Annotated in this window: 25 protein-coding genes; 10 read left to right on the top strand and 15 right to left on the bottom strand. The window is 54.8% G+C overall.

The genetic code is table 11. The annotated features are described in order from the left end of the window. Positions 1-26: 26 nt before the first annotated feature. The 9 genes from ccoO (at position 27) to LG203_RS10570 (ending at position 8251) form a co-directional block, all read left to right on the top strand. A complete protein-coding gene (ccoO, locus tag LG203_RS10610) occupies positions 27-761 on the top strand; it encodes a cytochrome-c oxidase, cbb3-type subunit II (RefSeq protein WP_230345738.1) in 735 nt (244 codons plus the stop codon). A 21-nt stretch (positions 762-782) separates the two neighbouring features. Continuing rightward, entirely contained in the window at positions 783-944 is a 162-nt protein-coding gene (locus tag LG203_RS10605) for a cbb3-type cytochrome c oxidase subunit 3 (RefSeq protein WP_015830719.1), read from the top strand. Between the two features lie 18 nt (positions 945-962). Further along, complete coding sequence (gene ccoP, locus LG203_RS10600) at positions 963-1901, top strand: cytochrome-c oxidase, cbb3-type subunit III (protein WP_230345736.1); 939 nt, start codon at positions 963-965, stop codon at positions 1899-1901. A 113-nt stretch (positions 1902-2014) separates the two neighbouring features. Beyond that, complete coding sequence (ccoG, locus tag LG203_RS10595) at positions 2015-3439, top strand: cytochrome c oxidase accessory protein CcoG (protein WP_230345735.1); 1425 nt, start codon at positions 2015-2017, stop codon at positions 3437-3439. An 8-nt stretch (positions 3440-3447) separates the two neighbouring features. Continuing rightward, positions 3448-4248, top strand: coding sequence for a FixH family protein (locus tag LG203_RS10590; RefSeq protein WP_230345734.1), 801 nt, complete (start codon positions 3448-3450; stop codon positions 4246-4248). A 9-nt stretch (positions 4249-4257) separates the two neighbouring features. Beyond that, positions 4258-6669, top strand: coding sequence for a heavy metal translocating P-type ATPase (locus LG203_RS10585; protein ID WP_230345733.1), 2412 nt, complete (start codon positions 4258-4260; stop codon positions 6667-6669). Between the two features lie 225 nt (positions 6670-6894). Continuing rightward, positions 6895-7380 (top strand): bacterioferritin, encoded by a 486-nt coding sequence (gene bfr, locus LG203_RS10580; protein ID WP_230345732.1) that lies wholly within the window; start codon positions 6895-6897, stop codon positions 7378-7380. 17 nt (positions 7381-7397) lie between these two features. Continuing rightward, positions 7398-7874 carry a bacterioferritin gene (bfr, locus tag LG203_RS10575; protein WP_230345731.1) on the top strand — a complete coding sequence of 159 codons (477 nt, stop codon included), beginning with the start codon at positions 7398-7400 and terminating at the stop codon, positions 7872-7874. A gap of 155 nt (positions 7875-8029) precedes the next feature. Continuing rightward, entirely contained in the window at positions 8030-8251 is a 222-nt protein-coding gene (locus tag LG203_RS10570; RefSeq protein ID WP_230345730.1) for a (2Fe-2S)-binding protein, read from the top strand. 111 nt (positions 8252-8362) lie between these two features. On the opposite strand, the gene LG203_RS10565 is transcribed toward LG203_RS10570, so the two are convergent. From LG203_RS10565 to lnt, 8 genes are all read right to left on the bottom strand, one after another. Continuing rightward, positions 8363-9550, bottom strand: coding sequence for a globin domain-containing protein (locus LG203_RS10565; protein ID WP_230346368.1), 1188 nt, complete (start codon positions 9548-9550; stop codon positions 8363-8365). Between the two features lie 81 nt (positions 9551-9631). Beyond that, a complete protein-coding gene (locus tag LG203_RS10560) occupies positions 9632-10084 on the bottom strand; it encodes an Rrf2 family transcriptional regulator (protein WP_230345729.1) in 453 nt (150 codons plus the stop codon). 55 nt (positions 10085-10139) lie between these two features. Then, positions 10140-10850: a M48 family metallopeptidase gene (locus LG203_RS10555; protein ID WP_230345728.1), complete on the bottom strand. Its 711-nt coding sequence runs from the start codon at positions 10848-10850 to the stop codon at positions 10140-10142. After that, complete coding sequence (locus tag LG203_RS10550; protein WP_230345727.1) at positions 10843-11559, bottom strand: lysophospholipid acyltransferase family protein; 717 nt, start codon at positions 11557-11559, stop codon at positions 10843-10845. The genes LG203_RS10555 and LG203_RS10550 overlap by 8 nt, the downstream gene beginning before the upstream one ends. Continuing rightward, complete coding sequence (gene gmhB, locus LG203_RS10545; protein ID WP_230345726.1) at positions 11560-12102, bottom strand: D-glycero-beta-D-manno-heptose 1,7-bisphosphate 7-phosphatase; 543 nt, start codon at positions 12100-12102, stop codon at positions 11560-11562. It lies immediately after the preceding gene. A 2-nt stretch (positions 12103-12104) separates the two neighbouring features. After that, entirely contained in the window at positions 12105-14264 is a 2160-nt protein-coding gene (gene glyS, locus LG203_RS10540) for a glycine--tRNA ligase subunit beta (protein WP_230345725.1), read from the bottom strand. Continuing rightward, on the bottom strand, positions 14261-15199 hold the full coding sequence (gene glyQ, locus LG203_RS10535) for a glycine--tRNA ligase subunit alpha (protein WP_159355208.1): 939 nt from the start codon (positions 15197-15199) through the stop codon (positions 14261-14263). Before glyQ ends, glyS begins: the two co-directional genes overlap by 4 nt. A 119-nt stretch (positions 15200-15318) precedes the next feature. Continuing rightward, entirely contained in the window at positions 15319-16800 is a 1482-nt protein-coding gene (gene lnt / locus LG203_RS10530) for an apolipoprotein N-acyltransferase (RefSeq protein WP_230345724.1), read from the bottom strand. A 184-nt stretch (positions 16801-16984) separates the two neighbouring features. On the opposite strand from lnt, the gene mscL reads away from it, so the two are divergent. After that, on the top strand, positions 16985-17404 hold the full coding sequence (gene mscL / locus LG203_RS10525) for a large conductance mechanosensitive channel protein MscL (protein ID WP_230345723.1): 420 nt from the start codon (positions 16985-16987) through the stop codon (positions 17402-17404). Positions 17405-17547: 143 nt separating this feature from the next. Here mscL and LG203_RS10520 read toward each other — a convergent pair whose 3' ends face one another. The 7 genes from LG203_RS10520 to LG203_RS10490 all read right to left on the bottom strand — a co-directional run bounded on the left by LG203_RS10520 (position 17548) and on the right by LG203_RS10490 (position 23723). Continuing rightward, on the bottom strand, positions 17548-17958 hold the full coding sequence (locus LG203_RS10520; RefSeq protein ID WP_230345722.1) for a hypothetical protein: 411 nt from the start codon (positions 17956-17958) through the stop codon (positions 17548-17550). Between the two features lie 100 nt (positions 17959-18058). Then, positions 18059-18898, bottom strand: a complete 840-nt coding sequence (locus tag LG203_RS10515) for an HlyC/CorC family transporter (RefSeq protein ID WP_230345721.1) — start codon at positions 18896-18898, stop codon at positions 18059-18061. 1 nt (position 18899) lies between these two features. Further along, a complete protein-coding gene (ybeY, locus tag LG203_RS10510; RefSeq protein ID WP_230345720.1) occupies positions 18900-19367 on the bottom strand; it encodes an rRNA maturation RNase YbeY in 468 nt (155 codons plus the stop codon). After that, a complete protein-coding gene (locus tag LG203_RS10505) occupies positions 19360-20343 on the bottom strand; it encodes a PhoH family protein (RefSeq protein WP_230345719.1) in 984 nt (327 codons plus the stop codon). The genes ybeY and LG203_RS10505 overlap by 8 nt, the downstream gene beginning before the upstream one ends. 57 nt (positions 20344-20400) lie before the next feature. After that, entirely contained in the window at positions 20401-21732 is a 1332-nt protein-coding gene (gene miaB, locus LG203_RS10500) for a tRNA (N6-isopentenyl adenosine(37)-C2)-methylthiotransferase MiaB (RefSeq protein WP_230345718.1), read from the bottom strand. A gap of 165 nt (positions 21733-21897) precedes the next feature. Next, positions 21898-22740: an ABC transporter ATP-binding protein gene (locus LG203_RS10495; protein ID WP_230345717.1), complete on the bottom strand. Its 843-nt coding sequence runs from the start codon at positions 22738-22740 to the stop codon at positions 21898-21900. Beyond that, positions 22737-23723, bottom strand: coding sequence for a FecCD family ABC transporter permease (locus LG203_RS10490; protein ID WP_230345716.1), 987 nt, complete (start codon positions 23721-23723; stop codon positions 22737-22739). The genes LG203_RS10495 and LG203_RS10490 overlap by 4 nt, the downstream gene beginning before the upstream one ends. Between the last annotated feature and the right edge of the window lie 207 nt (positions 23724-23930).

Genomic DNA, 23930 nt, shown 5'->3' with positions numbered 1-23930 from the left:
ACGGAATAGAGGGTATTGGAGTCAAAATGAAACACGATAATATTGAGCGCAACCTAGGCATCCTGCTGGTACTGACTATGCTGGCTATCAGTGCTGGTGGCCTGGTTGAGATTGTTCCCCTGTTTTTTATCAAGGAAACGGTTGAGAATGTAGAGGGTGTTCGTCCTTATAGCCCTCTTGAGCTGCGTGGTCGCGATATCTATGTGCGTGAAGGCTGCTATTTGTGCCACTCGCAAATGATTCGCCCATTCCGCGATGAAGCGCTGCGTTATGGTCACTACTCACTGGCTGCCGAGTCCAAGTACGATCACCCGTTCCAATGGGGTTCCAAGCGTACTGGTCCTGATCTGGCCCGTGTTGGCGGCAAGTATTCGAATGACTGGCAAACCCAGCACTTGAATGCACCTCGCTCGCTGGTGCCTCAGTCTGTGATGCCTAACTATCCATGGCTGCTGAAGACCGATCTCGATTACTCCGATATCGAGTTGCGCATGAAAGCCTTGCGTACGACTGGCGTGCCTTACTCTCTCACACAGGCAGAATATGACCGTAATGTGAAAGACTTCGGTGAAGACGTTGCCAAGAGTCTGCATATTCCTGATGCTGAAAAGAATCTGGTCGCGCAGGCCCAGTTGGGTAACTACGACACGGATCCTGGCAAGTTGAGTGAAATGGATGCCCTGGTGTCTTACCTTCAGGTGCTGGGTACCATGGTCGACTTCAAGAAATACGACGACGATTACTTCGTTAAATTCCGTTAATAGACTGCAAGAGGCTTCATGATGGAATGGTTGATGTGGTTTACCAAGTTTGAGAATACCAAGCCGGTTTCATTGGTGATTTTCTTTGTCTTGTTCTGCGGGGTCATGGTCTACCTTTACGGTAGCCGCTCCCGCGGCGAGAAGCTGGAAAACTTCAAGAACATTCCTCTGCAAGACGATTAGATTTAATTAGGACGAATCATGAGTCAGGACAAAATCAAGACACCGACCACCACAGGACACGTGTGGGACGACGATCTTCAGGAGCTTACCAATCCATTGCCTAACTGGTGGGTATGGGGGTTTTACATTACGTTTGTATTCACCATTGTGTATTGGCTGTTTTACCCAGCCTGGCCGATTGGGCATACCTACACCAAAGGTATTCCTGGCTGGAACAGCATCACCTACACGGCTACGACAGTCGATGGTAAGGAAGTCGAGAAAACCACGCACTGGAACATGCGCTCCAAGTTCATGCATGAGATGAATGAGCAACAAGCCGAGCAGAAGAAATGGTTCGACAAGGTAGCGGGTGCTTCTTATGAAGACGTATCCAAGGATGCTGACCTGATGCAGTTCGTTAACTCGGCCGGTAAGACCTTGTTCTCGGATAACTGCGCACCATGTCACCAGTCTGGTGGTCAGGGTAAAGTCGGCTTCTCGCCTAACCTGACCGATGACCACTGGCAATATGGCGGTACGTATGACCAGATTCACACCACAATTGTGGGTGGCCGTCGTGGTTACATGCCTCCTTTCAAGGAAGTATTGAATGACCAGCAGATCACCCAGTTGGCCAATTATGTGTTGAGCCTGTCTGGCGAACCCCATGATGAAACCGCTGCTGCTGCCGGTGCCAATATTTTCAAGGGCGATTCGGCCGCTTGTTACTATTGCCATGGCGCCGATGCCAAAGGCCGCGTCGAATTGGGCTCTGCCAACTTGACCGACAAAATCTGGTTATGGGCTGATGTGCCTGCTGCCAAGGATGCAGCGGCCAAGCTGGACGCTGTCAAACATGTGATTTCTGGTGGTCTGGATCGTGGTGTAATGCCAAACTGGGATCACCGCTTGAAGCCTGAGCAGATCAAACTGTTGACGGTGTATGTACACGATAGTCTGGGTGGCGGTAAGTAGTACGTTTTACACCAAGTACAATCTGAACGATGCAACTTAATCAAAGGCTCACGCCCTAATGTGGGCCTTTGTCGTTTTTTAGCGGTTATTTTCAAAGCGAGTCAGAAACAGCCATGGAAGCAAGCAAAGCCAGTCAATCTGCCCTCTACGCCAAGCATATTCCGATTTTTACGCGCTCGGTCAAAGGCAAGTACCGTAACTTCAAGACTGCGGTCATGATCGTCGCTTACAGTGTTTATTTCCTGTTGCCGTGGATGCCCTGGGAGCGGGCCAGTTCTCCCAGTCAGGCATTGCTGTTTGACTTGAGCACCCGCCGGTTTTTTATTTTTGATCTGATTGTCTACCCGCAGGATATTTTCTGGCTGGCAATGTTATTGTTCATCGCAGCTGCCTTGCTGTTTTTTGCTACTGGCTTGATCGGCCGTGCCTGGTGTGGTTATTTCTGTTTTCAGACCTTGTGGACTGATCTTTTCATCATGGTGGAAAAGGCCATCCAGGGTGAGCGTCCGGCACGGCTCCGCTTGTACAAGCAGCCCTGGAATGCGGAAAAAATCCTCAAGATAGGCTCCTCGCATTTCCTGATGTTGCTGATTTCCTTCTGGACGGCGTTCACGTTTGCCGCCTACTTCAATTACGCCCCGGATTTTCTGGTCAACCTGTTTACGGGGCATGCCGCAGATGCCGCCTATATTACGGTCGCTGCTTTAACAGTGACTACCTATGTGGCTGCTGGCCTGTTACGTGAAAATATCTGTACGCTGGCATGTCCGTACGCGCGCTTTCAGGGCGTGATGTATGAGCCTGATACGCTGGCAGTCAGTTACGACGCCAAGCGTGGCGAAGGCCTTGCAGGTCGCACGCTGCCCATCGCTGGCTTGAAAACCCGCGAAGAACGCCAGGCCAAAGGCCATGGTGATTGTATTGATTGTGGCTTCTGCGTGCAGGTTTGCCCGACCGGTATTGATATCCGCAATGGCTTGCAATATCAATGCATCTCTTGCGGCCTGTGTATTGATGCCTGTAACAACATCATGGATTCCGTGGGCTATCCGCGTGGTCTTATCCGCTACGATTCCGAGAAAAACCTGGCAGATGCAACGCCACATGCGCCCCGCCTGGAGTGGAAGCGCCTTAAAGTGCTGGGCTATGCCGTCGCTATTGTAGTGATGACCGGGACGCTTTTTTACAATATCGGCACCCGTACCAATGTGGAAGTGTCTGTACAACAGGTAAGGCAGCCCATGTTCATCATGTTGTCTGATGGCAGCTTCCGTAATCGTTACCAGATTCATATCGTCAACAAGACCGAGCACGACGAGATATACAAGATCAGTGTTAGCGGAATACCGGCAGATGCGCTCGATATGGGAAATATCCCGCAAGTGCATGTACGTGCAGGCAAGGATTTGACGGTGAATGCCAAGGTCAATCTTGAGCATGAACTGGCCGAGCGCACCAAAACCTTCAACTTTGTCATCCAGCCGCAGACCGCTGGGGCAGAAACCATCACTCTTCCTACCAATTTCAACAGTAAGTGAGTTTAGCCGTGAATTTGTTTGCTCTGCCGCAAGTGTCCATGACGGAAACCCTGTTTGGTGGCTTGCTCCTTGCGGCCGTCCTGTTTTTTGTCAGTCGACGCCTGGGCTTGCCCAATTTCTGGGCGGGTATCCTGAGTGGCGCCTTGCCGTTCCTGTTGTATCTTGCGTATAGCCAGCAGCATTGGACCGGGGGGGATGTCCTGGCGATCCACTTTGCGGTTTATCTGGCCAATGCTGGCTTGTTGATGGTATTTGGCGGCATGCAGCAGAAAAAGCAGAAGCTGCACTGGGCACCGCGACTCATCATCGGGTTTTTTATTGGTCTGGTCGTGCTGAATGCCGTGCTGTTATCCATTTCCAGCCGTGGCTTGCCAGATAGCATCAGTAACCTGTTTTTGCCGCATCCTGCGAATGAAACGGTGCATACTGCCTTTCCTGGCCTCATTCCGCATGATCGCAACAAACTCTACGAACCGCACCTTGCCAGACTTGAGCAGCAACGTCATCTGGGCTGGAAGATTGGTATTGAGGGGTGGGATACCATGAGAAGCAAGACTCCATCTGTCATCACCCTCAAACTTGACGATGCACAAGGCACAGGCATTGCCGGTGCTGAAGTGACCATGGGCTTGTGGCGCATGGCCAATAGCCGTGATGATCAGAAATTTTCCCTGTCCGAGGTCAGTCCTGGCGTTTACCAGACGACCATGACCTTGAATGACTCGGGCAGATGGATACTGGATCTCTATATCCAACATGGTGAAGATACCTACATCAAGCAGCAAACCCTTTACATTGATGGCGATTAAGCTGCGCGTATGACGGACGTGGTGGATTGCTATCATTGCGGCTTGCCCGTGATGACGGGCGAGCGCTATACACTTGATGTATTGGGCGCGCGTCGGCGTCTTTGCTGCCATGGCTGCCAGGCGGTGGCGAATTCCATTGTCGACAATGGCCTTGAGGACTATTACCGCTATCGCACCGAGCTTCCCAAAACTGCCGAAGAGCTGGTTCCCGATGAGCTGCGCAAGCTTGCCCTTTATGATCATCCCGATGTGCAAAAAAGCTTTGTGCATGAAGCCGCTGACTCTCTGAAGGAGGCTGCTCTCATCATTGAGGGCATAACATGCGCCGCCTGTATCTGGCTGAATGAGCGCCATCTGCAGCAACTGCCTGGTGTGCATGCGGTTTCTTTCAACTATGCATCGCAACGGGCCCGCATCAGCTGGGACGATACCAAGATTCATCTGAGCGAAATCCTCGCCGAAATCCGCAAGCTGGGCTATCACGCCCATCCCTTCAGTGCCCAGCAGCAGGATGACGTCCGCCAGCAGCAGAAGAAACGCGATTTTCGTCGCTTGGCGGTGGCCGGGCTGTCAGCCGGGCAGGTCATGATGATCGCCGTGGCCCTGTACGCAGGACCTGCACAGGGCCTGGAGCCTGCTACTGCCCAGATTCTGCGTTGGTTCAGCTTGCTGATGAGCGTACCGGCCATGACCTATGCCGCGTGGCCATTTTATCGGGCTGCCTGGCGCAGTATGGCCAACCGCAGCCCGGGCATGGATGTGCCGATTGTATTAGGTCTGTTGACCGGGTTTGCTGGCAGCATATGGGCGACTTTGCAGGGGCATGGGGTTGTGTATTACGACACACTGACTATGCTGATTTTCTTTTTGTTATCTACCCGATATCTCGAGCGCAATGCCCGGCTTAAATCCATAGAGGCGGCTGAAAACCTTCTCAGGCTTGCTCCCGCCATGGCAACGCGTTTGCGCGGACAGGAACAGGAAGTCGTTCCGGTGGTCGAGCTGAAAGCCGGGGACCATATACTGGCGCGTCCAGGAGAGTCGGTGGCGGCCGATGGCGTGGTCATTGAAGGTGAAAGCAGTGCGGATGAGTCTCTGCTGAGTGGCGAGAGCAAGCCAGTTCATAAAACCATTGGCCATACCGTATACGCGGGCAGTATCAATTATGAAAGCCCGCTGGTTATTGAAGTGACCAGTGTGGGCGAAAACACTATGCTGGCGAGTATTTCCCGCTTGCTGGACCGTGCGCAAGCCGAGAAACCGCGTCTGGCGCATGTAGCTGATCGTGTTGCAGCCTACTTTACAACGGCTCTGTTGCTGGCCGTTATTCTCATTGCCTGGATCTGGTGGCGTATCGAGCCTGAACGCACGCTGGATATTGTACTGGCGGTGTTGGTGGTGAGTTGCCCTTGTGCACTTTCACTCGCGGCTCCTGCTGCATTTGCCGCCGCAGGCTCGCATCTGGTGAGTCGTGGGGTGCTGTTCACGCGTGGACATGCGCTGGAAACCCTGGCCCGGGCAACGCATTTTGTCTTCGACAAAACGGGCACGCTGACCATGGGCAAGCCCGTGCTGGTGCATACGGAATGCTTTGCCGACATGGACGCGCAATCTTGCCTGCGGATTGCAGCCAGCCTGGAAAAAAGCTCTGAACACCCGCTGGCGCGGAGTTTTATTGAAGCGATTCACGCGCAGCCATTATTGACGGTGACCGATAGTGCCAATATTCCCGGGCAAGGTGTGGTGGGTGAGATCGAGGGTGAGCGCTACAGTTTGGGCAATGTGCGCCTCAATCCTGCCGCAGCAGGCATCCAATTGCCACTGGATGAATATCCCGCAGGGGCTTCGATAGTGTGGCTGTGTGACAGTCGTCAATTGCTGGCCGCATTTGTGCTGGCGGATCAGCCACGTCCCGAGGCGGACCTGCTGATACAGCGCCTGCTAAATCAACGCCTGCGGGTATCGATATTCAGTGGGGACGCCAAGGCCTCGGTGGATTATTTTGCCGATGAAATGGGCGTGACAGACCGCCGCGCTGAAATGTCGCCGCCGATGAAATTGCAAGCCCTGCAAGCATTGCAGGAGCAGGGCGAAGTGGTGGTCATGGTAGGGGATGGCATCAACGATGCGCCTGTACTGGCTGGCGCGCAGGTCTCCATTGCCATGGGTAGCGGTACACAAATGGCCAGAGCCAGTGGGGATATTGTGCTGCTGACGGAGCATATGCCTGAAATCGAGCATGCTTTGCAAATCAGCCGTTTCGGCATCCAGATCATCCGTCAGAATTTTGCCTGGGCGCTGGCATATAACCTGGTTGCATTGCCTTTTGCCGCCAGCGGTCTGCTATCGCCATGGATGGCTGCGATCGGTATGTCTGTCAGCTCCTTGATCGTCGTCCTCAATGCCCTGCGCTTGCGGTAGCGCGGCTCAGAATACGCTTGCAGTATCATTGGCTCGTCCCCCATTCTGGCCGGATAATATGCATCGCGATCTTAGCAGGAATGATTGCTATTGGTGTTATTGTTACAAAACCCATTTATAAACAATAAGATAGTGAATTTTTCCGAGTGCTTTTTTAAGCTTTTTACGTTATCATCCACCCCAATGTCATGCTTTGCATGATGCAAATTTGGAATGGAGGTTGGTATGAAAGGTGATAAAAAAATAGTCGGCATACTGAATGACTTGCTCGCGGGCGAGTTGACTGCGGTCGATCAGTATCTGATTCATGGCGAGATGTATGCGGATTTCGGTTTGCAGCAACTGGCGGATAAAAGCTTGCACGAATCCGAACATGAGCGCTCCCATGCACGCGCGATCATTCAGCGCATCCTCTTTCTCGAAGGCAAGCCCAATCTGGAAAAGCGCGACCCGCTGAACATCGGCAAGTCTATTCCCGAGATGCTCAAGTCCGATCTGGCCCTGGAATACCATGTAGTGGGATCGCTAAAAAAAGCAATGGCGGAATGCGAAAAAGCACAGGATTATGTCACGCGCGACATGCTGCTGACCCAACTGGATGATACCGAAATGGACCACGCGTACTGGCTTGAACAGCAATTGCGCCTGATCAATCTGGTCGGTCTGGAAAACTACCTGCAGAGCCAGATGAAGTCATCTGGTGCGGTTTGAGCGTTAAGGAGCAGAAGATGAAGGGTGACAAGAAAGTCGTTGAAATACTGAACAAAGTGCTCAAGAACGAGCTTACGTCCATCAATCAGTATTTCCTGCATGCTCGCATGTTTCGCAACTGGGGTCTGGAAAAGCTCAACGATTACCAATACAAGCAGTCCATCCGCGTGATGAAGGAAGCTGACAAGGTGATTGAGCGCGTCCTTTTTCTCGAAGGCCTGCCCAATTTGCAGAATCTTGGCAAATTGCTGATTGGCGAAGACGTGGTGGAGTGTCTGAATGGCGATCTGAAGTACGAAAAGGACATTCAGCGTCCGCAGCTGATTGAAGCGATCGCCCTCTGCGAAGAGATGCAGGATTATGTCAGCCGTGATTTGCTGCAGGATCTGCTGGAGCACTGCGAAGAAGCGATTGATTGGCTGGAAACCCAGCAAACGCTGATTGCAGATGTCAGCTTGCCGAATTACCTGCAGGCGCATATCGAATCCGATTAGTACTGACGATGTCGCAGAATAAAAAGCCGCAGCCTGTCTGCGGTTTTTTATTGTCCAAAAATGTCAGTCACTTGGAACTATATTGACACGCATTGCTCTATGAATGATAATGGTTCTCAATTTATTTTAACTGATATACAGTCGGCCTAAATTATATGTATGTATGTGTTTGTCGTGCGGTAACTGAGCGTCAAATTTTTCAAGCAGCCCGTGCCGGGGCAAAAAATCTTAAAGACTTGAAGCATGAGCTGGGCGTAGCTACAGAATGTGGCCGTTGCGCCAGTTGCGCCAAGCAATGTTTGCGCGAAGCGCATCAGGAGACCTCGACTGTCGCCAACATCATTCCCTTGCATGCACCGGGCTTGGGCTACGCTTAACTGAGCGTTCGATATCAGGCTTAGTCGCTCGGGTGATCTCAAGCCATTCTTTTAATGTAAAACGCCAGCTTCAAGCTGGCGTTTTACATTAGTCTTCCGTGCCTATCAACATCAAAGCAGATGCTCCAATAACTCCGGGCCGAATACCTCCCTGTGCAAGCGATCAGCGCTGACACCTGCATCCAGCAAATGCTGCCGTTGCTGTTGCATGAATCCGGCAGGTCCGCACAAGTAAAACTCACCCTCAGCCAAGAACGGTTGCCACGCTGCAGTAGGGCGCATTTCATCGCCTGACGATATGGCATTTCCCGTCTGGTAAAAACGCTCGACAATTAAACCAGGAAGTCGACGTTTTGCGGCTTCCAGTTCGTTTTGCAGGATATGCTGTTCTGTTCCGCGATTGCCATGACTGAACAATATCTGGCGAGTGCTCCCGAGGTCGCGCAAGGTATTCAGGATGGATAGCATGGGGGTGATGCCAATCCCTGCCGACAGCAATGCAATGGGCTTCCTAGCAGACAAATCTACCTTAAGATCACCAAATGGTTTGCTGGCGTTGATAAAATCACCTTCCGTGATATGCATGTGCAGCCAGTTGGATACTGTACCCTCCGGTTTGCCGGCATTTTCGATCTCGCGTTTTACGCTGATACGCCACCAAGGTTGTTGCGGCGAATCCGACAGGCTGTATTGGCGCAATTGACGCCGCTCCTTATCTAGATGAGCTTCCACTGTAATGTATTGGCCGGGCAGGAATGGGCCCGGACTGAGACCATCTTCGGTTTGCAAGTGGTAGGACACGATGTCCGCACTTTCCTGTACGCGTTTCACCACCCTTAGTCTGGTGAGTGCACCAGCATCTGCGCCACTCTTGGCATAGAGTTTCTTTTCCTCATCAATCAGCAGGTTGGCCAGAAGCCAGTATGCCTCTCCCCAGGCATCGATCAGGGCGGGGGTGGCGGCATCCCCCAGCACGGTTTTGATGGCCCCCAGCAGGTGTTCGCCAACAATAGGGTAATGGTCAGGCGTTAATCCTACAGCGGCATGCTTGTGCACAATACGGCTCACAACGGGAGCAAGGGCATCGGCATTGTCGATATTGGCTGCGTAGGCAAAGACCGCTGCAGCGAGAGATTGCTGCTGCGTGCCATTTGCCTGATTTCCCATGTTGAACAGATTGGTCAACTCAGGATGTGCCGCAAACATGCTGCGGTAAAACGTCGTGGTAATGGCAAGGCCATGCTCGCGAAGTACCGGTACGCTGGCGTCAATATAGGGTCTGGCGGTCGCTGAAAGCATCATTACTCCTTATGTTGTATTTTAAATGAAACAATGTGGCTATTAAAAAACCGGGATAACCCGGGGTGCTGCTCCATGTGCTTATGCGGTCATGGTTTGAAGGTGTTTCTGTTGCAAGCGCACGATAATTTCACTGGTATGTTTGGGGGTGACGTCCGCCAATGTATAGGTGTCCAGATGCCGGTAAAAGACATCCAGGCTTTCATCCAGCACACCCTTCAGGCCACAACTGCCGGCCAAAGGGCAGGGCGGTTGTGCACAATCCACCAGGGATTGTTTTCCTTCCAGGGTACGCACGACCAATCCCAATGACAGGCTGGCGGGATCCATGCCTAGGCGCAAGCCGCCTCCGGGACCGCGCGTCGCCTGTATCCAGCCGGTCTTGTTGAGGAAAGTCACCACTTTGATAAGGTGGTTGCGCGGCACATTCAACTGCTGGGCCAGCTCAGTAATGGAGACCATGCGGGTATGCGTGCTTTGTGACACATACATGAGCGCCCGCAAGCCAAGATCGGTAAATTTTGTCAGTTGCATGAGCGGCATCATATTATTGTTGCATCATATTTGCAACAATTAAGTGAGGGTGGAATTAATCGATGCGATGCAGTTGACGCGAAAGCTGCTTTAACTCTGCTTCAGCATCGCGGTAGCTGGGGAATAGCCGCGCGACAATCGCCCAGAAACGGGCAGAGTGATTCATTTCCTTGAGATGCGCCAATTCATGCGCAATCACATACTGGATGATATGGGGCGGCGCCTGAATGAGTCGCCAATTCAGCCGGATTTCACCTTTGGAGTTGCAGCTTCCCCAGCGACTGCGTGCGCTGGACAAGGCAATCGGTGGCATAGGCAGGCCTAGTTTCTGCACCAGTAATTCGGTGCGGCGGCTGAAATCGACAAGGGCCAGTTGCTTATACCACTGCGTTACCCGGCGCTTGATCATGGCGGTATCGTTGATGTCGGTGAGGCGGACATCAATGCGGTTACCATCGCAACTGATTGCGCGATTGCGGCTGTCTGCGGCAAGGTAAAGCGGCAGGCTATTGCCCAGCAGCAACAGCGTTTCGCCGTTCTGCCAGCTCAGGGCGGGGACTTTGGCGGCGGCCTGCTGCCGGATTTTTTGTTGTATCCAGTCACGTTTGCTGTAAAGCAGGGCTTCAAGTTCGCGGAGGCTGAGTCGCTGCGGGATGGACACAACCAGGCCATGTTCGCTGATACGCAGTCCTATGGAACGCCGCTTGGTGCTGCGCTTGAGTTCATAGGGCAAGCGAGTGCCGTCGGCCAAGGCTAGCTCAGGCATTGATGGCAGCGAGCTCCGACATGGCGGACTCTATCCAGGCTTCTACGCGCTGGTTCAGCTCGTCTGGTTTTAAACCTGCACTGGCAATGGCCGGGCCAATATGGACGGTAATGATGCCAGGCTTTTTAATGAAGGAGTTCTTGGGCCAGAGTGTCCCCGCATTGTGCGCAACCGGTACCACACTGCTTTGCGTATGCGTCGCCAGCCAAGCTCCACCTATATGGTATTTGCCCTTGCTACCGGGTGCCATGCGTGTGCCCTCGGGGAAAATCACTACCCAGAAGCCTTTTTTCAGTCTGTCCTTGCCCTGCGCTACCATTTGCTTGAGCGCTTCGCGACCGGCCGAACGGTTGATGGCAATTGGCGATGTCATGGCAAGTCCCCAGCCGAAGAAGGGGATCCACAACAGCTCGCGCTTCAGCACCCAGACCTGCGGGGGGAATATTTGCTGGAAGGCCAGGGTTTCCCACGCTGACTGGTGCTTGGCGAGAATGATACTGGGGGTCGCGGGAATATTTTCCTGACCGATGATGCGATAGCGGATGCCGCAAGTGACGCGCAGCCACCAGAGCATGCTGCGAGCCCAGCCCGAGATGATTTGATAGCGCCAGATGGGCGGCAACGGGAATGTCAGGATGGCGATGAAAGCATAGATAGGCGTCAGCAGCCACATGCCCAGGGTATAAAGTAAGGAGCGCAGAACGAGCATTTATTTGTCTTCAGCGATGATGCGTTGAACCGCCTCTGCCAGGTCCGCGCAAATCCAGGTATTTTCTGGCAGGCCGCCAGCTTGCAATGTAGCTTCACCTTTGCCGGTACGCACCAGGATGGGCTGGCAACCGCACGCCACTCCGGCTTGCAGGTCACGCAGGGAGTCTCCCACGCAGGGCACACCTTTCAGATCCATGCCAAAGCGACGGCCGATTTCCTCCAGCATGCCAGCTTTAGGCTTGCGGCAATCGCACTTTGCTTCTGCCGCATGCGGGCAATAAAACAAGGCATCAACCCGCCCACCAAGCTGGCTGAGGCTGCGGTGCATTTTGTCGTGGATGGCATTGAGGGTGGCCATATCAAACAGCCCACGCCCAATCCCGGACTGGTTGGTGGCCAGTGCGACGCGGAATCCGCTCTGGTTCAGCAGCGCAATCGCCTCCAGGCTGCCCGCAATGGGAATCCACTCATTGGGGCTTTTGATGAAGTGCGGTGAGTCGTGATTGATCACGCCATCGCGGTCCAGGATCACCAGTTTCATGATCAGCCTGCCAGTCTGGACAGATCAGCCACCCGGTTCATGGCCTGATGCAGGCTGGCCAGCAAGCCAAGACGGTTGGCCTTGAGGGCAGGATCTTCTGCATTCACCATGACACCATCAAAAAACGCATCGACGGGCGTTCTCAAGGCGGCCAATGCCTGCAATGATGCACGGTAATCCCCGGCGGCAAAGGCGGCATCTGCCTGCGGCGTAACACTGGCCAGTGCTTGCGCCAAGGCCTGCTCGGCAGGCTCGACAAGCAGTGATTGATTAATGCTGGCTTGCACATCGCCTTCCGCTTTTTTCAGGATATTGCCAACGCGCTTGTTGGCAGCGGCCAGGCTTTCGGCTTCGGGCAGGGCCGCAAACGCTCTTACAGCTTCCAGGCGCTTGGCAATATCGGATAACTGCTGTGGCTCAAGCGCCAGCACGGCATCGACCTCCTGCGCGCTATAGCCTTGTTCACGCAGGCTGCCAGAGAGGCGGTCGTAAATAAAGCCAGCAAGGATCGAAGGAGTCTCTGGGGCGAAGAATGTTGTCGAGCTTGCCCCATTATTTTGAGTAATATTTTGTAGGGCATCAACGCCTACAAGTTGATCATAAGCAATAGTTAAAAGCTCATTCAGTTTGAGAGGCAGGTTTGTTTCAATCAGTAATCGTATTACACCTAACGCATGCCGACGTAATGCAAAAGGATCTTTATCACCTGTGGGTTTTTCACCAATACCAATCAACCCGACAAGCGTTTCCAGCTTGTCCGCCAGCGCCACCACCACGCCTACCTGATTGCGCGGCAATTCATCGCCAGCAAAACGGGGCTTGTAGTGGTCTTCAATCGCGTAGGCAACATCATTGTCCAGCCCTTCATGCTGCGCATAGTAGCGTCCCATGATGCCTTGCAACTCGGGGAATTCACCCACCATGTCCGTTACCAGATCGGCCTTGGCGAGGCGTGCTGCCTGCGCGGCCTTGCTTGCCAGTGCGTCACCGCCCAGTTGCTGGCCGATGGCGCTGGCAATGCTGGCAACGCGGGTAGTGCGCTGGCCTTGCGAGCCCAGCTTGTTGTGGTAAACCACTTTATCCAGCGAAGCCAGACGGCTTTCCAGGGTTTTCTTGCGATCCTGGTCAAAAAAGAACTTGGCGTCGGCCAGACGGGGGCGCACTACGCGCTCATTGCCGCCGATGACGGCGCTGGCATCCTCCGGTGAAATATTGGAGACGATCAGGAATTTGTTGCTCAGCTGACCATCGGCACTCAGCAGCGGGAAGTACTTCTGGTTGGCCTTCATGGTCAGAATCAGGCATTCCTGCGGTACTTGCAGGAATTCGTCTTCAAACTGGCCGAGCAAGACATTGGGGCGCTCTACCAGTGAGGTGACCTCATCCAGCAAGGCGTCATCCTGGATGGGGGTTAACTGGGGACCGGCCTTGGCGGCAGCGGCTGTGAGCTGGCGAAGGATCTCGGCGCGACGCTCAGCAAAGCTGGCAATCACGGCGCCCTCGGTGTGCAATTGCTCGGCGTAGTGGTCTGCGTGACGCAACGTCACCGGGCTGACCTTCGCCTCAAAACGGTGGCCTTGCGTGGTGTTGCCAGACTGCAAGCCGAGCACGCTGGCCGGGATGACTTCACTGCCATGCAGCGCCACCAGGCCATGGGCGGGACGTACAAAATTGACGCTGGTCCAGCCATCTTGCAGCTGGTAGGTCATCACCTTGGGGATAGGCAGCTTGGCAAGCGCTTCGTCCAGCGCTTTCTGCAGACCTTCGCTCAGGGTCGCGCCCGCGGCAGTGCCTTCCAGAAACAGAATGTCTGCCTTGCCGTCGTGCTCACGCTTGAGCTGGCTGACAGCGGATTCATCCGCGCCCAGCGCGGTCAGTTTTTTTAGCAGCGCGGGCGTGGCCTTACCGTTGGCGTCCAAGCCTACTGTGGCAGGCATCAGTTTGTGGGACAAGGACTTGTCCGCTGCCTTGGCGACCACATCGCTGATATGCGCTGCCAGGCGCCGCGGCGAGGCATAGGCCGTGACCTGCGATGTCTCGCTGGTCAAGCCCTGCGATTTCAGTACCTCGAACAGGGTGGTGGAGAATGCGTCACCCAGCTTGTTAAGGGCCTTGGGTGGGAGTTCTTCTACAAACAATTCAACTAACAGATTCTGCTTCATGCGGCGGCCTTCTTATCCAACTGTGCCAATACTTCATCTGCCCATGCTTTTGGGGCCATGGGGAAGCCGAGGCGGGCGCGGCTATCCAGGTAACTTGCGGCGACAGCACGGGCGAGATTGCGGATGCGGCCGATGTACGCAGCGCGCTCCGTGACCGAAATGGCCCCACGCGCATCCAGCAGGTTAAAGGTATGGGCGGCTTTTAGCACTTGCTCGTAGGCGGGCAGCGCCAATTGATGTTCCATCAGATGTTGCGCCTGCTTCTCGTGGGCGTTGAACGCGGTGAACAGGAAGTCGGCATCGCTGTGCTCAAAGTTGTAAGTCGATTGCTCGACTTCGTTTTGTTTGAACACGTCGCCATAAGACAGGTCGCGGGCACCATGCAGTCCTTTGGCATAGACCAGGTCATACACGTTTTCCACGCCTTGCAGATACATGGCGAGACGCTCCAGACCATAGGTGATTTCACCCGTGATCGGTTTGCAGTTGATGCCGCCGACTTGCTGGAAGTAGGTGAATTGCGTCACCTCCATGCCATTCAGCCAGACTTCCCAGCCCAGGCCCCAGGCGCCCAGTGTCGGGTTTTCCCAGTCATCTTCCACAAAACGGATGTCGTTTTTCTTGAGATCGAAACCGAGGGCTTCCAGCGAGCCCAGGTAAAGCTCCAGAATATTGTCAGGTGCAGGTTTAAGCACGACCTGGAACTGGTAGTAATGCTGCAGGCGGTTCGGGTTTTCACCATAGCGGCCATCCTTGGGGCGGCGGCTGGGCTGAACATAGGCGGCTTTCCAGGGCTCAGGGCCCAGGGCGCGCAGGAAGGTGGCCGTATGCGAGGTGCCCGCGCCGACTTCCATGTCGTAAGGTTGCAGCAAGGCACAGCCCTGGGCATCCCAGTATTGCTGCAGCTTGAGAATAATCTGTTGAAATGTCAGCATATTTCCATTTCTGAATCTTGGTGAATGATCCGGCAGCCAGTGCGCTGCCAGACAGTGTTGGCCGGGCCGATTTTCATGTTTTTTTAACGGCCTGCATGCAAGGCAAATAACCGCTAATTCTACTTGGTTTTACGGCCCCACAAAAGAGCGAGACTGCCCGCCAGCAGGATGAGCAAGGGCCAGTTGCCAAAGCGCACATAAGGGGTTGTACCCACATAGCCTTGCGCCTCACCTTCAAGTGTCGTCGCGATAAAGTGCGGGGCATGGGCCAGCACTTCGCCCTTGGGGTTGATAATGGCGGTGGCGCCGGTATTGGTGCTGCGCAGCATCATGCGTGCCGTTTCAATGGACCGCATCTGCGAGAACTGTAAATGCTGGTACGCCGCAATGGATTCGCCATACCAGGCGTCATTGCTGGTATTCACCAGCACGCTGGCCTGCGGCAACTGGCGGATGATTTCTTCGCCAAACACATCTTCGTAGCAGATATTGACGGCCACGCGCTGACCGGCGACCTGCATGGGTTGCTGATCCAGTCCGCCACGGGCCACATCGGCCAGCGGCATGTTGAGCCAGTCACGGTAGATCCAGCCGAATACCCGTTTCAAGGGAATGAATTCGCCAAACGGCACCAGGTGCGATTTGCGGTAAAACTGGGTATCGGCACGGCCTACGCTCATCATGCTGTTGTAGTACTGCTCGTGCTCGTATTCCACTAACCCAAGCAGAATATCGCCGCCATTGCTCTGGGCATGCTTTTTCAGGCCATCAAGGTAGTTTTGCGGGACTTGCTGCAGCAGGACGGCTAGGGCCGTTTCCGGCAGGATGATGAGTCTGGCCTGGCTCGCCAGTGCCATATCGTAATACTGGCGCATGCTGCGTAGCACTTCCTCCTCGTTCCACTTTTTATCTTGCGAAACATTGCCTTGCAGCAAGGCGACACTCACGGGTTCACCTTCAGGCTGACTCCATTCGATCTTTTTCAGGGCCAAGCCGCAGCCTATCAGTACGGCCATCAGAACGAGGCCCATGCGCCTGCGGGCCGAATGCAAGTACACGCTAACCAGCAGGCTGGCAAGCAGCGCCACCACCAGTGATACACCATACGCGCCGATAATCGGCGCATAGCCTGCCAGCGGACTGTCCGGTACTTGGGTATAGCCTATGCTCAGCCATGGGAAGCCAGTGAATATCCAGCTTCTGACCCATTCTGAAAGGGCCCATAGCAGGGGCAGTGCAATCAGCACTTGGTGCGCTGGGCGACTGCGTGCGAGTGCAGCGACGATTGCCGGGAAAAGTGCCAGGAATGCACAAAGCAGGAAGGTGGCCAGCCCGGCCATCCAGAATGGCATGCCGCCAAAATCATGCAGGCTGATGTAGATCCAGTAAATGCCAGCGCCAAACAATCCCAGGCCGTAGGTGAATCCCAGCCCTGCGGCCTGTCGACCATGTGCCGCGGTGGTTACCAGGTAGAAAAATCCGGCGAGTGACAGTACACCAGCCGGGTAAATATAAAAGGGAGCAAAGCCGATGACGGTAGATGCGCCTAGCAGGATGGCCAGCACATGTCTGGCCCATAAGGGCTTGAATAGGGTAAGCAAAGTCGTGAGTGCAGAGAGATGAAATTGGCTGCCAGTATACCTGATGGCGGACGGCTGAACCGGCAGCAGGAAGCTGAATTATCTGGTGCCGTCTGGTTGACAGCTCACCGTGGCAGCCCCTATATTCGAGTCAAAGAGCAGTCAAAAACATCCCTTTTCATATTCACAACAGGAGAAATCACGCATGGCCCTTTTGACAGAATTCAAGAAATTTGCCCTGCGCGGCAATGTAATGGATCTCGCGGTGGGTGTGATCATCGGCGCCGCCTTTGGCAAAATCGTCGACTCACTGGTGGGTGACCTGATCATGCCAGTGGTGGGCATGCTGGTTGGCAAGCTCGATTTTTCCAATATGTTTATCCAGTTATCCGATGCCCCGGCTGGCGTGCCGCCGACCTATGCCGCCCTTAAGGCCGCTGGTGTGCCGTTATTGGCCTATGGTAATTTTCTCACCGTGGCACTTAACTTTGTGATTCTGGCGTTTGTGATTTTCCTGCTGGTCAAACAAATGAATCGCTTCCGCGATCAATTGACGCCTGATGCACCACCGACACCAGAAGACGTGCTGCTGTTGCGTGAAATTCGCGATTCGCTGAAAAAATAGCTTGCTGGCGTACCTTGCGCTGCCAGGGTTCGCTACATGCCACAAACAACAAGCCCCGCATTGCGGGGCTTGTTGTTTGTAATGCCGGTAAAAATATCTGGAGACTTAAAATTAAGTCAGCATTTCGCCAGTATTTCCGGCACTCAGATATCGGAATCCGTCGACCTGGCTGGAGGGGCTTCCGGTGAAACTGCCGGGCTGCTTTCGCCATCATGATTCATGAAGACTACCATGACGACCTTGTCGTCTACGATATCCAATTCGGTAGTCTTGTAGTAGGCGCCTTTTTCATCGGTATTCAGATAGTGGTAATGCCATACGGAAGCAATCACCTTGCCATCAGGGTTGGTGATATCGTCGCGTTTGCTGGGCTCGCCAAACTGCTCCACGATTTTGGATTTGTCGACACCGGAAATGCCCGCGACGAATTCTTTTTCCGTAACGGCAATGTCCCCTGTGGCGGGACTCGGGGCTTTTGGGTTGGGCTCTTGCGCAACTCCTGCAACAGACTGCCCCGCAATACCCAGCATCAGTGCCAGAAACAAGGTTTTCATGATCTATCCCCTTCAAAATGTGGTACAGCCTCAAAGGGTATGAGATGTTTTTTTGCGCTTGGTTCCATGCATCAATTCCAAGCTTATTCAATGGCTTGGCTTACTCGATCACGCCCTCGGGTTTTGCCTGAATCTCTACCAGCATGGAGTGGAGGCGGCGGCTGTCAGCGCGCAAGACCGTGATGTGCAAACCATCAAAACTGATCTGCTCGCCGCGCTTGGGCAGATGGGCAAACTTGCTGACGACCAGACCGCCGATGGTGGAGAACTCTTCATCGCTGAACTGGGTGCCCAGGGCTTCGTTGAAGTCGGCTATTTCGGTGAGAGCCTTGATGCGATAACGGCCCTGCGCATCGCGGATGATATTGTCTTCGGTTTCATCAAAGTCATATTCGTCCTCAATGTCGCCGACGATCTGCTCCAGCACGTCTTCAATGGTGACCATGCCTGCCACACCGCCGTACTCATCCACGACGATGGCGATATGGTTGCGATTGCTGCGAAACTCTTTCAGCAAGACATTGAGGCGCTTGGATTCTGGAATGAAGACCGCGGGGCGCAGCATGTCGCGTACGTCAAAATCTTCGCCAGCGTAATAACGCAGCAAATCCTTGGCGAGCAGAATGCCGATGACATGGTTCTTGTCGTCATCAATGACCGGGAAGCGCGAGTGCGCGGCTTCGATCACAAAGGGAATGAATTTCTCTGGCGCATCGGTGATGTCAATGACGTCCATCTGCGAACGGGGAATCATGATGTCACGTACCTGCATTTCGGAGACTTGCAGCACGCCCTCAATCATGGAGAGGGCATCCGCATCCAGCAGGTTTTTTTCGTAGGCAGAGTGTAGCTGCTCGATCAGTTGTTCACGGTCTTCCGGTTCGCGCAGCAAAAAGTTGCTGATCAGTTCCAGCCATCGTGGTTTGTCGGTTTCGGCCATCTTAGGCGATTGCTTTCTTTGTCAATTCTGTTTTTTCGGCGGCGTAAGGGTCACTGTAGCCGAGTTTTGTGACGATTTCTGTTTCCAGGCCTTCCATTAACTCGGCCTGCGGTTCGGTTTCATGGTCGTAGCCATGCAGATGCAGTACGCCATGCACGGTCAGGTGGGCGTAATGTGCTTCTATCGGTTTGCCTTGTTCCGCAGCTTCGCGGGCAACCACCGGTGCGCACAAAATAATATCGCCCATCAGGTGGGGCTCTTCCGTCAGCGGGAAGGTCAGCACGTTGGTGGCGTAATCCTTGCCACGATAATCGTGGTTGAGCGCACGGCCTTCGTCTTCATCCACGATTCTTAAAGCAAGTTCCGTGTCAACGCGCAGGGTGGCACGCGCCCATTTGCGAAACAGGCGCTCTGCGGGAATATCCGCCGCATCGCTGGCTATCTGCACATCCATGGCCAGTCTAGGCATCGGAACGCCCTCGACGGTCAGGGTCATGCGGCTGTGCGTGCCGCTCGCTATCAAAGTTTTCGTAGGCATTGATGATCTTCTGTACCAGCGGATGGCGCACCACGTCTTCCGACAGGAAGTGGGTAAAGGCAATGCCGCGCACGTCTTTCAGCACCTGCTTGGCTTCGACCAGGCCACTCTTCTGGCCGCGTCCAAGGTCGATCTGGGTGACATCGCCCGTAATCACGGCTTTGGTGCCAAAACCGATGCGGGTGAGGAACATCTTCATTTGTTCCGGCGTGGTGTTCTGCGCTTCATCCAGAATGATGAAGCTCTGGTTCAGGGTGCGACCGCGCATGTATGCCAGCGGGGCCACTTCAATCGCACCGCGTTCAAACATCTTGTTCACCGTATCGTAGCCTGCCAGGTCGTACAAGGCGTCATACAGAGGGCGCAGGTAAGGGTCGACTTTCTGTGCCAGATCGCCTGGCAGAAAGCCCAGTCGCTCGCCTGCTTCCACCGCCGGACGCACCAGAACAATGCGCTTCACCCTGTCACGGGTCATGGCATCAATTGCGCTGGCCACCGCCAGATAGGTTTTGCCCGTACCTGCCGGGCCAATGCCAAAGGTAATGTCAAAGTCCTGAATCTGTTGCAGATAACTGACCTGGCGCGGCGTGCGGCCATGCAGATCCTGACGGCGCGTCATCAGCACCGGCATTTCCTTTTGTACATCTTCCGGCTTCATGCGGTCTATCTCGACCAGCCCCAGCTGTATCTCTTCCAGGCTCACGGGTTTGCTGGCGCGATCGTAAAAGTTTTCGATCAGTTGCGCGGCAATGCGCACATTGCTTTGCTCGCCAGAGAAGCGGAAATGCGCGCCACGGCGCGCGATGCCAACATCCAGGGCGTCTTCGATCTGCTTGAGGTTTTCATCCAGCGCGCCACACAGGTTGGCAAGACGCAGGTTGTCTTCGGGGCTAAGGGTAATGTCCATTATGGGGTGACCGCCCAAGGGGCAATAGGTGCATCAGTTAAAAGGGCAAGGAGGCGCTTAGGCAAGGCATTCTCCACGCAAGGTGTGCGGCATGGCCTGGGTGATTTTTACATGGACAAACTGGTTGATCAGCTTGGCGTCACCGGGGAAATTGACGATACGGTTGTTATCGGTGCGGCCTGCCAGTTCGCCGCTGTCTTTTTTGGACAGGCTTTCGACCAGCACACGCTGCACGCTGCCGACCATGGATTCGCTCACGGCCTTGCCTTGCGCTTCATTCAGTTCCTGCAGGCGACTGAGCCGCTCCAGCTTGGTTTCTTCGCTGGTGTCGTCCGGCAGATAGGAGGCGGGCGTACCGGGGCGTGCGCTGTAGGTAAAGCTGTAGCTGAAGTCGAAGCCCACATCCTGCATCAGTTTGAGCGTAGCGGTGAAGTCCTGTTCGGATTCGCCCGGAAACCCCACGATAAAGTCGGAGGTGATGCAGATATCCGGACGCGCCCGGCGCAACTTGCGGATGATGGATTTGTATTGCAGCGCAGTGTAATTGCGCTTCATGCCCATCAGCACCCGGTCGGATCCGGCTTGCACCGGCAGGTGTAGATGCGAGACCAGCTTGGGAATGCGGGCGAAGCAATCGATCAGGGCTTCGCTCATTTCATTGGGGTGCGAGGTGGTAAAGCGTATGCGCTCAATTTGCGGGATTTCGGCAATGTAGTCAATCAGCATGGCGAGGTCTGCCGCCGTGCCATCGGCACTGGTGCTGCGATAGGCATTGACGTTCTGGCCCAGCAGGGTGATCTCCTTGACGCCTTGTTCCGCCAGCTGGATGGCCTCCACCAGAATATCTTCAAATGGCCGCGAAAACTCCTCGCCACGGGTATAAGGCACCACGCAGAAGCTGCAATACTTGTTGCAGCCTTCCATGATGGAGAGAAACGCGGCCGCCCCTTCCACGCGTGGCGGGGGCAGGTGGTCGAATTTCTCGATTTCGGGGAAGCTGATATCCACTTGTGACAATCCGCTGCTGCGGCGATTGGCGATCAACTCCGGCAGGCGATGCAGCGTTTGCGGGCCGAATACCACATCGACATAAGGTGCGCGATCGACAATATGCTGGCCTTCCTGGCTGGCAACGCAGCCGCCGACACCGATAACCAGGTTGGGGTTCTTTTCCTTGAGCGGAATGAAACGGCCCAGGTGGCTGAATACTTTTTCCTGGGCTTTTTCGCGCACGGAGCAGGTATTCAGCAGGATGACGTCTGCGTCTTCCGGATTATCGGTGGGCTGCATGCCATCGGCCGCATTCAGCATGTCGGCCATGCGCGACGAGTCATACTCGTTCATCTGGCAGCCGAATGTCTTGATGAAAACTTTTTTTGGCGTGTTCATGATTGCGTGGGCAACCGCAAGTCAGAGGATGTGCGCATGGCCGGCACAAGGGGGGAGAGCTGGAGGTTTCGGTGCAAAATATCTTAAAAAAACAGTACGCTAAGGCCTAATTGTAGCCCAGCCCAAGGCTAAATGCCAATCAAGGTCATGGCAGCAGGCATACACTCAGCTGTTCAGATGGCTGTGTGCCTGCGGACGTGCTGTCAGAGCAGCGTTCTTCTTGCGGTAAACCACGGCCTGACCATCGGGCGTCATCAGACTGCCTAGGTGGATGCCATATAGCGATTGCAGGGCGGGCAGCGCGTGAAGATCGGCTTTTACCTGGCTTTCCAGTTGGCCATTGTTGACCAGCAGCAGGCGATCAAACGCATGCAGGGCCTGATTGATGTCATGCAGGATGGCGAGCAGGGCATGCCCGCGGGCTTCGGCATAACTTTGCATGCTGTCCAGCAATTCACCTTGCAAGCCGGGGTCCAGCGCCGCCAGTGGTTCATCCATCATCACCAGCCCTTGTTCTATATCCCATAGTTGCGCAAATATCCTTGCGAGATGAATGCGGGCCTGCTCGCCGCCGGATAGTTGATCCATCTTGCGTCCCGCCAGATGGGCGGCATGCGCCAGTTGCATGGCGTTGTGCACGATGGTGGTCAGGTGCGGGTCAATCTCTAGTGCCGCACGGCCCAGAGACACCACCAGCTCGGTCTGCATGCCGAAGGCGACATGGGTGGTTTGCGCCAGCACAGCGCGTCGACGGCTCATCTCGCGCAGGCTGTAATGCCGGATATCCCGCCCCAGCAGGCTGATATGGCCACCAGAGTGATGAAGCTCACGCGATGCCAGCTTGAGCAGGGTGGTTTTGCCGGCGCCGCTGGGGCCCAGCACGGCCACGCGCTCGCCCGCATGCAAGGTCAAGGTATAAGGGCCAAAGTGATGGCGTCCCAGGCGCAGGCTGGCTGACTCCATGACCAGGAGTGGCTGGTTGATCAGGTTGATGGTAGCTGGGTTCATCCTATCCGTTCACGTGTTTGATTAAGCAGCATCAGAAAAAATGGCCCGCCAAGCAGGGCGGTAAAGATGCCCACCGGAATTTCAGCAGGTGTTGCCAGTGTCCTTGCCAAGGTATCGGCGATTAGTAACAGTAATCCGCCAACAAAGATGGACAAGGGTAAAACTCGTCGCTGGTCTGAACCATGCAAAGTGCGTACCAGATGTGGCGCGATCAGGCTGATAAAGCTGATCATGCCGCACCATGCCACGGTGGCGCCGACCAGCAGGGCCACGATCAAAATGGTGCGGGAGCGCAATGTCGCTACCTCTATTCCGATATGCGCCGCCGCGGCTTCTCCCAGCGCCAGTGCATTCATCGCACGGGCCAGCCTGCGTACTTGCCAGATCGCCATCAGCAGCATCAGCAGCGCCACTCCGACGATAGTCCAGCCAGCGCCCGCCAGTGAACCCAAGGTCCAGAAGCTCAGGCTGCGCAGCTGTTCGTCCGTCGACAAATAGGTGCAAAGCCCCAGCACAGCGACTGCGATGGCATTCAGGGCAATCCCCGTCAGCAGTAATCCCGCGATGGAGCCCGGCGTAATCCACCGCGCCACGCGATCCAGCGTAAAACAGACCAGCAGCGCGCCAGCAAATGCGGCCAATGGCAACAACCATGGGCGCAGTCCGGCTGGCAACCCCCAAGGCAAGCTGTCTGCGAAAACGATGGTCAGGGCGGCCGCACATGCGGCGCCACTATTCACGCCCAGCAAACCGGGGTCTGCCAGAGGGTTGCGAAACAGGCCCTGTGCCAGCGCACCCGCTACCCCCAGCATGCCGCCCGCCAACAGGGCGAGCAGGGTTCTTGGCAGGCGAAGTTCCCACAGGACATAACTATTACCCGTGTTTTCGCCATGCAGGGGGGGCAGCCAATCGCGCCAGCTTATGGGCACAGCGCCGATGGAACTTGCTATTGCCAGTGCCAACAGGGTGGTGGCGAGCAGCAACGTTACATGCCATTTGTTACCCCAGTGTGCGCTTGGGGTTGAGCGAAAGGGAATGCGCATTGCTCAGGCCCGGATCAATCGTTCAGCCTTATGCCATGCCCGCGCCGGACTATCCGTTGTGCAGCTTGCATCGATTTTTACTCTATATTCGTCATGCATATGCATAGAAAAGTTCAGCATCTAGGGCGGCCATGTCGCCCATGGAGT

The organism is Methylovorus mays (assembly GCF_020531915.1).
Lineage (GTDB): Bacteria > Pseudomonadota > Gammaproteobacteria > Burkholderiales > Methylophilaceae > Methylovorus > Methylovorus mays.
The sequence above is the reverse complement of the archived record's forward strand: the minus strand, read 5'-3'. Positions and strand labels throughout refer to the sequence as shown.